A 13795-nucleotide genomic window follows, 5' to 3' on the forward strand; every position below is an offset into this window, starting at 1 on the left:
AAATTGTTCAATTTATTCTTTATTTTCTTTCTTCCTTGCTTCTAGTCTCTTATGCCACTCTTCACTTTCTTTATTCAAATCATAACCTTGAGCAGAAAGGTAATTATTAATTTTGCCTTTATACTTACCAAACCAAGCATGTTTTTCTTTAGAAGAACCTCCATCCATTGCATGTTCACGAGCTTCTTTTAAATAACTATAAATAGTATCTTTTTGTTCTTGAGTCAGGTTAGGAAGCATATCTTGAAAAGCAACATACGTTTTTGGCATTACACCATATGTCATTCCGTCTTTTACGTCACTTACCCCCTTTTCGTCTAGGTATTTTTCTAATTCTTTAATATAAGTTTTATGAAGACTATCTGTTTTTTTAACTGCTACATTTTTAATTTTCTCAATTTTCTTATCCTTTTTTTCCTTAGATAAATCAGAATTTTTAACAGCTTCAATTTGAACTTCTTTTTCTTCTTGAATCTTACTTAAATTTTGATACTGTTTTGCAATAGCGCTAACAACCGCTTGTTTATCTACTGAAGCCGATAGCTCCATGTTATCAACTATTTTGGCAGCTCTATTCTCTGTAACTTTAACATATTCAGGGTCTGCATACTGCTGAGCATTTATACTAGCACAACCCAACAAACAATAAGTTATAGCTATTCCTAATTTTATCTTTATACTTTTCATAACTAAGTAATGTTTATCTTAAATTTTAAAAAAACATTCTTACGTCAATTTTAGACGTAAGAATGTTAAGGCACATTATATTAATCCTAGGTTATTGAATTAATTTTTCTTTTAAAGTATCATTGTTATTAGAAAGGTTTTTCCAATCAACAAATTGATTAGGATCTGTTCCGTTAAGATATTCCTCTATATTAGTATATCCATCTTTATCAGCATCTTGAATAGCATCGGAAGCATCTTTCGGATTCAAACCATTTTTCTTTTCCCATTTATCAGGCATACCATCATTATCAGTATCTTTATAAGATTTCCCTTTGTATTCAGGGTACCCTCCTACCTGCTTAATATCTGTAATAATTCCTCCTTTATACGAGTCTTTTGGCAATCTTCTGTGCTTAAATTGGTAAAAATCATCTGCATTTAATCCTTTTGCATATTCTGCTTTACCATTTTTTACAGTTCTTACTATTCTACTATCTACTTCATCTCTTATTGGTAACGTAGCTCCTACGTGATCCAATACATAGGTATATGATTCTTCAGCTGTCATGAATGGATGTAACCAAGGCATTGGCATAGGCGTTTCTGTTTTCATATATTGAAAATATGCCTGAGCTTTATCATAACTTATTAATTCACCATCTTTTCCTTCTATCTGAACACCACCTGCCCAATTGTCTTTTGTTACTTTAGGATAACCATCTACATAATTACCTGAAACATATGCACGACCAAAAACTACCGTATCTAATTTACTTCTACCAGATTCTGGTTTTAGTATACGATAACCAACAGGTCTGTCTTTAGGTGTAAGTGGTCCTGGCTTAAAGTAATTATTTACTATGTTATATTTTGCAGTATAATCTCCACCATCTATAGAGCGGTGTACCCAATTGTAGACCACATTATTAGCAAAATTAAAAATACCATTCCATCCAATAGAAGGATTTCTACCGGCATTACTTGCCCACATATTTCTAACAAAAGAACAGTTTTCACCTCCTAATGTACTTCCAAATGCATGGTTATAAGTATCTAAAGCTTCCCCAAAAAGACTATTTTGTATCGTAATATTTACCGTTGGTTTTTTCTCGTCTTTATATCCTTCTCCTGGGCTGTACATATGACGATAAATAGACATATTTTCATCTAATCCCCAAGTAGCAGAAACGTGATCAATAATAATATTACCAACAGGATTACCTCCAATAGCATCATCTCTTCTGCCAACAAAAGTATCACCTCTTCTAAATCGCATATGTCTAATTACAACATCATGCGTATCAATCCAAACGGTTTCTCCAGCAACACATATTCCATCACCTGGAGCAGTCTGCCCAGCAATAGTTACGTAGGGTGCTCTAATTATAAGCGGAGTAGTAAGTTTTATAATACCTGAAACATTGAAAACAATAATTCTAGCTCCCCCTTTTTCACAAGCTTCACGAAGTGTACCAGGCCCACGGTCTTCTAAACTGGTTACCGTATAAACCTTGCCTCCTCTACCGCCAAAGGTATACATACCACCACCTTCAGCTCCTGGAAATGCAGGTATTTCTGCTTGCGGTAAATCAGTTGGCCTATATGCCCATGGAATATATGGCTTACCTTCTTTAGCCTCTTTGTCTACTATTTTACTAGCTTCAATCCAAGCCTCATCAGATAATCTGTACGCCTCTTCTTTAATAGCTTTTTCTCTTTCTTTGTCTTCTTCAGTTAATTTGGGATACTGAGCCAGTACACTACTACTAACCAATAGTACCAAAACTGATAATAAGTGAGCTTTTTTAATCATTTTTAATATTATATCGTATTTGTAATTCTATCCTTCTTATTAATCTAGCGGGTCAAAAGAGCCCCCCCAACCAACGGTTTGTTCAAGATATGGTGATGCATCTAAAATATTTTGATGAATCCCAAAGAAATAATATTCTTCATACCAAGTAAATGTCCAGTTTCCATTCGTAGGATCTAAATCATCCTTTTCAATTACTTCAAAATAATTATCATATAAATAATCTACATATTCATCATAAGTAGTAATTCCTGCAGGATAACTATCAGGATTTCTATCTATTAAAGGGGTTACCAAATTTTCATTAGGTAAAAGCGGATCTTCATCCCCTATATAGTTATTACCACTATCTTTAACAACAATGTAATACCCTGTTCTACGTGTATTATTTAAGGGTGTAACACCTAATCTAGAAACAGTTCCATAGGTATCATCAAATAGCATCCATCTTCTTAAATCCCAAAATCTTTTACCTTCATAAGCAAATTCTACTTGTCTCTCATGCAACACAGCAGCAAATAACTCATCTCTAGACATCCCAGCATCTAATCCGTAATAACCATTAAGATTTTCAACACCAGCACGTTCTCTAATAGCTGTAATTCCACTTAACCCTTCATCTAAATGATTTGCACCAATAGCAGATTCAGCCAAATTCAATATTACTTCAGCAAAACGTAATTCCATATAATCTGTACCGCTAAAATTGTAGCCATCTGCATTACTAGCCCCTGGGTCTGTTGCTTTTCTAAGGTAAATACCAGAACCGTTAGCTCCTAAAGTTTCAGTTGTTCTATTAGGTGTTGCATTAGACGCATCACCATACCATCTGTAAGTCCATTGTCTATAATCTTGGTTTCCACCATAAGGCCACACCCCCCCATTATATACAAAGGTTTTGTAAAATCTAGGATCTCTATTTTTATAAAACTTTTGATCGTCATAAGTATAAGAAGATTCTCCTGGCATTTTACCATCTTTCATAGGAAAAGCTTCTACCACCTGTTTGGTTGGTGAAATACTTCCTCCTCCGTTTATTTCTTTAGAACGGCAAGCACGTTCCCACCCATTATTACGTTGAACCTGATCTGATGTGGCATTGTTAAAACCATACGTAATCACCGCTTCCGGATTATTAACTTCATCAAACCACATATTACCCCAAGCTGCAGCATCTGCAAATCCACCATTAGTATATAAACCAAATCCATTAGATTCTAGTATGCTTTTAGCTTCTAAATTAGCTTGGTAAGCTTGTTCCCATCTACCTGCATCGTCATTTCTATTAAATAATGGGCTTGCCCAAGTTAATAGAACTCTACCTTTAAATGCAGCAGCAGCACCACTAGTAATTCTACCCCAATCGTTAGATCCCCATTTTCCTGGTAATAATTCCATTGCTGTATCTAAATCATCTATAATTTGATTTAATGTTTCTTCTGAACTACTTCTTGGTACAGCCAAGCCGTCTCCATCAACAATTGGATTTTGTGCCTCTAAAACTATTGGTACTCCACCATACAATCTTAAAAGATCAAAATACTGGTAGGCTCTCCAAAAGTACAATTGACCTTTGAAACGGTTTCTGGTTTCTTCTGGTAAACCATACCCATCAATATTGTTTAAAAAGATATTAATTTGTTTCATTCGGGTCCATACATTATTTCTTCTACTAGAAGTAATACGTTCCCCAAAATACTGTAAACAATTATTTTGATTGTTGGTGATTGAAGCCCAAACTTTGTTCCAATTCGTTTCTCCTGCAAGCTCCTCAGAAGTTTGTACAAAATCATCACCGTTAACCGGAAGATCCCATATCATACTTTGCGAATTATCTCCTGGTTGAAAAGCAGCATACATACCATCTATAAAACCTTTGGCTAATAAAGAGTCTGAAAATACTTCTTCGTTAAAACCGGTTAAATCTCTTTTCTCTTCTAAAAAATCATCACTACAACTGGTAGTTAAAAAAGGAGATACACAAACCAGTCCTAACACTCCTATATATTTAATTGATTTTACTAATCTCATGTTATTAAATTTTATTGTATACATTATAATGTAAAATTCACACCTAAAGAAAATGTTCTTAAGACAGGGTACGTATCAAATGCGCCTTCTGGATATTTATAATCATATGGATTATATAAAGTAAACGGATTAAGTGCTATTAAATTTACCCTACAGTTTGATATATTCATTTTATCAGCAAATTTCTCTGGTAATTTATAGCTCAAAGTAATGTTGCGGCATGCTGCTCTAAAAGAACTCACTTCCCAGAATTTAGAAACAGGGGTAGTACTTACATCCCCCCAATAAGGGTTAGGATATTTACCATTAGGATTCAGTTCTGGGTCATAAATATCTGACCAATATGCAGGAACACTTTGGTACGTTCTAGAAATATTTTGGTGCATCGCTTTTCTTCCATCTATTTCTGCCCAACCACCAAATGAACCACTTATAACCGCATTGATTGACAATGACTTATACTTGAACTTTAATGTAGTACCAAAACCATAATGATTGTCTTTTTTCTTAGAAAGTTGAACTTGGTCATTTTCATCTATAATACCGTCAGGTGCAGCAAACTCACCATTACCTAAATATTGACCTCTTACATCTCTATAATACAACATTCCCGGTCTTAAATTATCGGCAGTAACTCCAAATACTTGTTGAATGTTGTTCTCTGCTACATAGCTATCTATATCCGCTTGATTTTTAAACATTCCTATATAATCATATCCCCACATACCGTTATCACTAGATTCACCTGGTTTAGGCATCCAAGGTTTCAAGATGTCTTCATCGTTAAAATTCCCTGATTTAACTTTATTATCACTCCACGAAAATCTAGCTCCAATTCCGTAAGACATATCTTCTGTTATATCATCATTCCAATCAATTGCAATTTCATAACCAAAGTAAGTGTAGTTAAGAAAGTTTTCTGGTGCAATAGTACCCCCTACTGTAATAGGTACATTACCTGTGCGCTCTGATAAACCATTTTTTTCTTCGTTATGAAAGTAATTCACAGATGTAGAAAGTCTCTGATCTAAAAATCTTGCGTCTAACCCAATATTTTTTTGGTACACATCACTCCAAACGGCATCTCTGTTTGGCGCTGCCTCCATTCTAATAGCTACAGAACCATCGGAATTACCTCCAAAAACAGCACCCTGCCCATTTTGAGGAGTGTATCGTTGTCTCCATAGCCAAACACGTGTGTTATCTTTTCCTAATTTACCATAACCAAATCTCAACTTCAAATAGTTAACGGAATTAGCTTTAAAAAAGTCTTCTTTTGAAATTACCCATCCACCAGAAAGAGAATAGAAGTTACCCCAATAATTTTCAGGGGCAAATTTAGTTGATGCATCGGTTCTGTATAAAACTTCTAATAAATACTTATCATTATACTCATAATTTACACGAGCTACATAAGAAAGATTTCCAGTTTCATAAGAGGCATTCTTACCATCTATAGAACCAAAAGCAGAACCAAAAGAACCATTTGTAGAAGGAATAGGATTTTCTTTCCATACATCTTCTTGAGAAGATTCTGCTTCTGCTCTTTCTATACTAAAAACAGCATTAATACTATGTTGCCCAAAGTCATGTGCATAATTCATAGTAAAATTAGCTTGTTTTGTTAAAGAGTTTGAATTAGAATAATATAAGCGATTACCATTTTTATAAGTTCTAACATTTTTAATTGAACCACCTTCATAGATATGCCCGTTAGTACCTAAACCATTAAATTCATACAACTCATAGGTTGTACCAACTTGCGTACCTCTTGAACCTCCCATATTTCTATTGTAAGAACCTCTTAATTTTAAACCTTTAATAAACGGTACATCATACTCTGCAAATACATTTACAGTTAAAAGCTTATCGTTAGTAGTTGCCAAGTTATTCAAACGTTGTATCTCATAGTAGTGATATTGAGCCAACGAAGATGTTCCAGGTAATCTAACAGGATTACCATCTACATAGCTAGGTATATATTGAGGAGCTAATAATAAATTACGATAATCATTCTCGTCATTTTCTCCTCCTATTTTATTAAACGTCTTTGTTAGATCTGAATAGTTACCTGAAACCTGAACACCTGCTCTAAAATTATCGGTTACTTTTAAATCTACACCAGATCTAAACGTCCATTTATCATAATCTAAGCTACTTAAATTACCATCTTGAGTATAGTAAGACATACCCCCATAATATTTAGCATTTTCAGAACCTCCACTTACATTTAAAGTGTGTCTCATATTAAACGAAGATGACCAAGCATCCTCTAGCCAATCATAATTATGAGTTCTAAAAAATTCTAATTCATCATCCGAAAAAAATCTGTCTACTTCTCCTGGTGTCGCATTAGCACCATTAGGTCCATTTAAAATATTGTAATATTGAGCAAATTGATAACCACTAAGTACTTTACTTCTATAAGTTTCATCATTAGTACCGTAAGATCCACTATAATTAAATCTAGGCTTACCTGGCTTACCTTTTTTTGTTGTTATTAAAATAACACCATTAGCTGCTCTAGAACCATAAATAGCAGCAGAAGCATCTTTAAGAAATGTTATACTCTCTATTTCGGAAGAATCCAATGTATTAAAAAGTTCGTTTGAATTTTGTCCTTGGCTGTCCATTTGTACAACTCCATCAATCACATACAACGGACCATCTGCTGCATCCTTTGTAAAAGATTGTGAATTACGAATGGAAATAGTAGCATTAGAACCAGGTCTAGTACTACCACCAGAAACACCTACACCAACAATTCGTCCTTGAATGGCGGTACTTAAATCTGAAACAGGAAGATCTTCCACCTCCTCAACATCTATGGTTTCAATAGCGCCTGTTAAATGTTCTTTTTTAAGTTGGGTATAACCAACAACCACAACTTGTCCTAATTCATTACTACTTTCTTTTAGTACTACATCGATTTCGTTCTGGTCTCCAACTCTTCTTTCAATAGTCTCTAAACCAATGTAAGAGAAAACCAATGTTTCTGATGAAGTAACAGAAATACTGTACTCTCCATCAAAATTTGTGGTAGTTCCCCTTTTATCTTGGCCTTTAACCATTACGTTAACTCCAGCTAAGGCCATGCCGAATTCGTCTGTGATTTTACCTGTAACTGTTTTTTGAGTAGCAGTTTGTGCATTTACCGTTACCCCTAGCAGAATTATTAAAAAAATAATTCCCTTTCTTAATTTCTTTTGACTCATTAGTTAATTTGTTTAAAATCAATCACTAAAAAATAGACTATGGGGGTAGTCTTGTTAAATAAATATTTGAAAATGCAATCGATTGTATTTTTGTTAAAAAATTTAATAGCTAGAAAAACATCATTATTAATATTTTTTATCGCTACTATATTTTCAATAAGTAAAAATGCAATAATCAAATTTACTTAGGCACCGCAAGTATAGTATCCTGTACTATACTGTTCCACGTAAAAAACTACAAAGTATTCTAATAATTTAACCAAACTGTCATTTCATCTAAACTTCTGTTTCCCCAGCAATAATAAGGAACAAAGACTACTTTAAGTTGCTTACTTTCAAATGATTTAGGTTTATACAAAATACCATTCCACGTAGTATCTTTAAAATTTATTAGTGTTTCCAACCCTAAAAATTCTCGGCTATTTATAGTTGTTTTAACGGTTTCAAAATTAAGTGCCTTATCTATACTTACCTGATTAATGGATGTATTTTCAGGTAACTTGTCAGACTCTAGGCAGTAAACAATAGGCCCTCTCTTTACAGCTATTTGATTTCTTGTTTCTTCAACTAAGGGATTCGACTCCATTAAGGCTACTTCCATAGGAATATTTAGCTCTATAGAATCTCCTTTTTTCCATTTTCTTTTAATCTCAAAATAAGTACCAGGCAATAACTGATCAGAAACTGTGGTTTTATTAACACTTAAGGTTCCTCCACTACTCCAACTTGGAATCCTTACATAAATGCTCATTTCATCATTTGAAATTTTATCTATGTTTAGTGTTATATTTCCATCCCAAGGATAATTGGTACTTTGTGTAATCTCTATTCTTTTCCCATTTTGTAACGTTGTACTCAGATGATTACTCCCATATAAATTAACGTACAATCCATTTTTTCCTAAACTATAAGCGTAATTATTAATTTCTGCTAACGTACGTGTTACATTAGGTGCACAACAATTAGAAAGTGTAATGTATCCTTCTCTTTTACTTCCCCAACGTTGGTCAAACGGTAAGTGTTTAGACACATTTAAAGGGTTGTTGTAGCAAAATTCATCTCCATCTAGGCTAATACCTGAAAGAACACTATTATATAATGTTAATTCAACAATATCGGCATACTTGGCTTCACCTGTTATTTGCAGCATTCGCCAATTCCATAATACATTACCTATGTTGGCACAAGTTTCGTTATGCGCAGTTGCATTAGGTAATTGATAAGGCCTACCGTATGCTTGATGTATCTTTTGAACCACGGTTGGATCATAAGAAGTTCCATCGGGTGAAACCCCATCATATAATGCTCCACAGGCTCCTGTTATATACATTTTACGATATACAACATCTTCCCAAATAGACTCTAAATTTTCTAATAATTGATGTTCACCGGTTTCAGCATATAAATCGGCTACACCTGCGTATAAATAATTAGCTCTAACGGCATGCCCCATAGCTGTTTTCTGTTGTCTAAAGGGAATTCTATCTTGATTATCATCAGTACCGTCGGCAGTGGTTCCTCTTATATCAATTAAATTATTGGCTAATTCCAAATATTTCGGATCTTTCACGGTTCTGTACATTTCTATAACCCCCATATAATGAGAAGGACAAATAGCATTTCTGGCAAGTTCAGGTGAGGCTTGTTTGTAGAAATCATATAAATAATTAGTCACACCTTTAGCTATCTCTAAAAAATTTGTCTGCCCTGTAGCTCGGTAATGAACGCAAGCTGCAGTCATCAAATGACCCATATTATATTTCTCAAAACCAAGTTGTTTTTTTAATTCTTCCTCTCCTAAAGTTCCCCAACGTTCTTCAATAAGAACAGGAGTATTAATATAACCATCAATTCTTTGTGCTTTACCAATAAGTTCAATGGCTTCGTCCATTTCTTTTAATAATTTTTTGTCTTTGGTGGTAGCATATACTGCCGCCATTCCTTCAAAAATTTTATAAAAATCACCATCATGAAAAGAAGGCCCCTCATGTTTTCCTTTTACCAAACCTGCAGCAATTTCAAAATTAAGGTACGCATGAGTTATACTATCATTATGATATAATTGCCACATGTATGGTAAGGTAACTTGAGTCTCTAAATCAAACTGTTCCTTCCAAAATCCATCTGTCCATTGTACATCAGCCAACCCTATTGTTTGTAATTTGGTATACGGACTATTGGCATTGTCTACCAAACCCATATTTTGAGCAGTTACTAGGTTGCCAAGCGTTAGTAGAAAAACTAACATTTTCCATTTATTTATTCTTAAAGTATTCATTCTTCTATACGTTGCTTTTTATTGTAGTGAAATTATGACGTCTTCTTTTCTTGATTCAGGAGTTACCTTTATGATTTTCACCTCTCCATCTTCTAACTTAGCTTCAATGGTGGTTTGTTTGGATGCGTGCAGTTTAAAATGCACATTCCAATTTTTAGGCCATGCTGGAAATAAATAAATGCTATCTCCTGCTTCTTGTATTAACATCTCTTGCATACCTATCATACCACTTCCTCCCCAATTATGATCGGGTACCCAGTCAAATCCAGGTCCCCAAAAGGCAGGAAAACGTCTTCCTGAATTTGCCATTTTAAGTAAGGTGTATTTAGCTGCCTCCTCTGTTAATCCTAAATCAGCGACAAAAATATTATCTTGTTTCCACCCTACATGACTTCTAAATTTTTGAGCATCAGGATCAAGTTCCCATGTATTTATAGCAGTTTCTAATTGAGGTTTGCCTACGCCATATATTCTCCATGGGAAAACCGGATACAACTGCGGTAATTCTGTATTATTAACCCGCTCCCAATGAACAGCTGGTGTTAGTAATTTGTTTCCATTAATCTGTTTAAAAGTCATTGGTGGAATTCGTTCTTGAAATGCTTCAAAATAAGTTCTATCCGAATCTGACAAATAATCTAATGGTAAGTTTAATAACATCTTTGTAATTACTTGTAGGCCTGCTATAGTAGAATTAGCATTATACGTCATTTTATAGGTTTCTGCTGCAGAGCCTGGATACAATACTAAATGTCCCTCTCCGTCCAAAGCTTTTCTTCCTCGTAACTTTGCTAGATATTGATAATGCTCATCAAAAAAGACTAGGCAACTTTTTACAAAAGGAATATATTTTTGAATGTCTTCAGTGTTATACTCATATAAATCTAACATCATTTTACAAAATTCTAGAGAAGTATCCCACTGATATTCTAACCAAGCATTATACTGCATTCCTACATCATAGTCTTTGGGCCTTTTCCAACCATATTCCGCAGGATTGGGTAATCCAAAATTTTCTAACTGCTCTGTAAATGAAGCTCCATGATGCCCCCAATATACATTGGTTCTTAGTTCTGCATTTTTTAGTAGATTCACATAATAATCCAATTGAGCTGGCAGCATATCAAAATCACCATTTTTAAACATTGGAAAATATACCAATCGTTGATTTTGGGCTGTCATAGTACCTCCTCCCCAATTTCTAAAATCAGGTGTAAATTTTAAAGTAGAATCTGTATATACAGGATCATAAGTAAATAAACCTCCATTAAACTTTGTTGGGTATTTTCCGTAAGCATTACATCCTAGCATATACCTAAACAGCTGATAATTCTGTCCTATTTGGTATACAGAATCGTGTTCCGTTACATGTCTCTTTTGTGTAAAAACAAAACTTCTATCCCAAAAGTTATTCCACCAATTCTTAGATTGAACTTTTGCCTTTTTAGTTTCATCTGCCTTTATAGATTGAAGTAATTTCTTTTTCCATTCTTTAGTATCTGATAATACTTCTGTAGACAGGTGTACAGAAAATGAATGTTTTTTAGCCCCTTTTATGCTTTTTAAAGAGAATCCTTTAAAATCGGTGCTCTCGTAAATGTCTTTATAAGTTGATCCACTTTCTAAATTTTTACCAAATAAAAATCCGCCAAAAGTTAAATTGGCAAGAGGATTCATCATTTCATTTTTTACAGATGCTAATTGTTGTTGTTTTACAGCTACATCAAAAACAGTCTGCGCTCTGTTCTTATGATAAAAAAGAACTCCATTCTTATGAAAATTAATGGTATCCGCATAGGTTATCACATCTCCTTGGGGAGCCCATTTGTAAGAATTAGCATTATTGGCCTTACCTAATACGGGTCTATTCTTATACCGCCAATTTTCATATGAAACGATAAGATCTGTTTTAGTTTTACTAATAACCTCTGTGTGTATTGCAGGATTAAAAACATCTACCCATAATTGAACTTTCGTTCCGTTTTGTTCTATGGTCATGTATCCATCCCTTAAATGTAATTCTTGAACAAAACCCTCCGTATTGGTAAACGGATTAGGACTGAGCTCTAGTTTTATCCTACCTAATTTCAACAAGGTATTGTGCTCATCAAAAGTACCTGTTCTAGAAATATAAAAATAAACTGCTCCTTTTTCTACCCATACATTCATACCAATATCGCCACCTCCTAGCGGCATAGACTCAGAAGAATTGTTACTATGAGACCTCCATACCGGATTGTAATCGTTTAACTCTGGTATTTGAGCATATGATGAAAAATAAAATATCAGTAATATGTAAAGTAGATGTTTCAAAAAAAAGCTTTTAAAAATGTTACCAATTATCAGTTCTAAAAGATGATAATGGGAGTCCTCCCGTACTAAATATTTGTGCTCTCGCAAAGTCTGTAAACAAATATCGTACGGCTACTGGATTTTGTACTTGCGGAGAAGATATCATCACTGATTTACGGCGTAAAACTACTGTAGCTGGATAAAAAACTTTATCTGCCCCTGCTATTTCAAAACCACTCACTTCTTTCCCGTAAGAAGTAATACCATTTGGTACATTATCAAACGAAATTATCAACGTGCTTCCTTTTGTTTCCATACCCTTGAATTCAGGACTCTGATATTCAAAACCATTTATTCCATAGGTTTTGGCTAATGCCAAAAATGCCAAACGTTGTCCTCCCTTTTCTTTATCCTGTGGATGAATATTATCTTTTTCTCCCACATCCATCAAAACCGCCATACCACTGTTTGTTATTTCTTTTGAAGCTTTCAGCTGTGATTCTCTTATATAGGCTGAATTGTATTTATCAATAGGTTTCTCTCCAGTTTTAAAAACACTATAATCAAACGGAGCTATTTGAGTAAAATAAAACGGAAATTCACCTTGCCCCCATAATTTTCTCCACTCCCTAACCATTTTCTCAAAAAGAAATTTGTATTGAAAAGGTCTATCGTAATTTGATTCTCCTTGATACCAAATAGCACCTTTAATACCGTAACCAATAGCAGGTGAAAGCATTCCATTAAACAATGCCGTAGCAGTACGATTAGGATCACCTATATCCTTTTCAGTTTTAGGTATTGAAATACTATCAAAATCTTTGAGCATCTCTGCACTCATCCAGGCTTCTACATTAGAACCTCCATAAGAAACATGAATTAAACCTACAGGTTGATTTATTACTTCTTGTACCAATGAACCAAAATACCAAGCGGTTGCACTAAAATTAGCTGTAGCAGCAGGTGAAGCCTCTTTCCACTCACCCTGAAAATCTTGGTTATCAACTACTTTTGAGTCTCTAGGGATGGTTATCAATCTAATATTTTTATTGGTAGAATGTACTATTTCTTCATTACCTCCTAAGACAGGTTGTCCAGGAAATCCTTTTAAAGGCATTTCCATATTAGACTGCCCCGAACATAACCATACTTCACCAATCATTACATTTTTTATTTTTACTTGCTCATTTTTTGAAGAAACTTCTATTTCATAAGGACCTCCATAGGAAGGTGTACTTATTTTAAGCATCCATTTACCAGTTTTGTCTGTACGTACAGCATACGTTTTATTATCCCACGAGGTTTGCATTGTTACCTCTGTATTTTTAGATGCCCAACCCCAAACAGGTGTTTCCATCTCTTGCTGCAATATCATATTATCTGAAAATAATGCCGGCATTTTAAGCTGTCCGAAAACCGAAAATGAGGACATTAAAATCCCTATGTATATTAAACATATTAAGTTTTTTAGTTTCATCCTAACTAGCTTTTAGTTTG

7 protein-coding genes are annotated in these 13795 nt (G+C 34.2%); all 7 read right to left on the minus strand.

Going from position 1 to position 13795, the window contains the following annotated elements:
* Positions 1-12: 12 nt before the first annotated feature.
* The 7 genes from Y10_RS10015 to Y10_RS10045 all read right to left on the minus strand — a co-directional run bounded on the left by Y10_RS10015 (position 13) and on the right by Y10_RS10045 (position 13775).
* Positions 13-687 carry a DUF3826 domain-containing protein gene (locus tag Y10_RS10015; RefSeq protein WP_281765245.1) on the minus strand — a complete coding sequence of 225 codons (675 nt, stop codon included), beginning with the start codon at positions 685-687 and terminating at the stop codon, positions 13-15.
* Positions 688-778: 91 nt separating this feature from the next.
* Positions 779-2482 (minus strand): polysaccharide lyase, encoded by a 1704-nt coding sequence (locus Y10_RS10020; RefSeq protein ID WP_281765246.1) that lies wholly within the window; start codon positions 2480-2482, stop codon positions 779-781.
* A gap of 39 nt (positions 2483-2521) precedes the next feature.
* Positions 2522-4513 (minus strand): RagB/SusD family nutrient uptake outer membrane protein, encoded by a 1992-nt coding sequence (locus tag Y10_RS10025; RefSeq protein ID WP_281765247.1) that lies wholly within the window; start codon positions 4511-4513, stop codon positions 2522-2524.
* 23 nt (positions 4514-4536) lie between these two features.
* Positions 4537-7728 carry a SusC/RagA family TonB-linked outer membrane protein gene (locus Y10_RS10030; protein WP_281765248.1) on the minus strand — a complete coding sequence of 1064 codons (3192 nt, stop codon included), beginning with the start codon at positions 7726-7728 and terminating at the stop codon, positions 4537-4539.
* A gap of 247 nt (positions 7729-7975) precedes the next feature.
* Positions 7976-9976 (minus strand): aceric acid hydrolase, encoded by a 2001-nt coding sequence (locus Y10_RS10035; RefSeq protein WP_281765249.1) that lies wholly within the window; start codon positions 9974-9976, stop codon positions 7976-7978.
* A gap of 48 nt (positions 9977-10024) precedes the next feature.
* Positions 10025-12319: a DUF5703 domain-containing protein gene (locus Y10_RS10040; RefSeq protein WP_281765250.1), complete on the minus strand. Its 2295-nt coding sequence runs from the start codon at positions 12317-12319 to the stop codon at positions 10025-10027.
* A 19-nt stretch (positions 12320-12338) separates the two neighbouring features.
* Complete coding sequence (locus tag Y10_RS10045; protein ID WP_281765251.1) at positions 12339-13775, minus strand: sialate O-acetylesterase; 1437 nt, start codon at positions 13773-13775, stop codon at positions 12339-12341.
* Between the last annotated feature and the right edge of the window lie 20 nt (positions 13776-13795).

The sequence above is a fragment of the Neptunitalea lumnitzerae genome, from assembly GCF_027924185.1.
Lineage (GTDB): Bacteria > Bacteroidota > Bacteroidia > Flavobacteriales > Flavobacteriaceae > Neptunitalea > Neptunitalea lumnitzerae.

What these genes read in the sequence shown, in the direction of transcription:
- Y10_RS10045 (WP_281765251.1), bottom strand. Translation starts at nt 13,775, where the DNA reads ATGAAACTAAAAAACTTAATATGTTTAATATACATAGGGATTTTAATG.
- Y10_RS10020 (WP_281765246.1), bottom strand. Translation starts at nt 2,482, where the DNA reads ATGATTAAAAAAGCTCACTTATTATCAGTTTTGGTACTATTGGTTAGT.
- Y10_RS10035 (WP_281765249.1), bottom strand. Translation starts at nt 9,976, where the DNA reads ATGTTAGTTTTTCTACTAACGCTTGGCAACCTAGTAACTGCTCAAAAT.
- Y10_RS10030 (WP_281765248.1), bottom strand. Translation starts at nt 7,728, where the DNA reads ATGAGTCAAAAGAAATTAAGAAAGGGAATTATTTTTTTAATAATTCTG.
- Y10_RS10015 (WP_281765245.1), bottom strand. Translation starts at nt 687, where the DNA reads ATGAAAAGTATAAAGATAAAATTAGGAATAGCTATAACTTATTGTTTG.
- Y10_RS10025 (WP_281765247.1), bottom strand. Translation starts at nt 4,513, where the DNA reads ATGAGATTAGTAAAATCAATTAAATATATAGGAGTGTTAGGACTGGTT.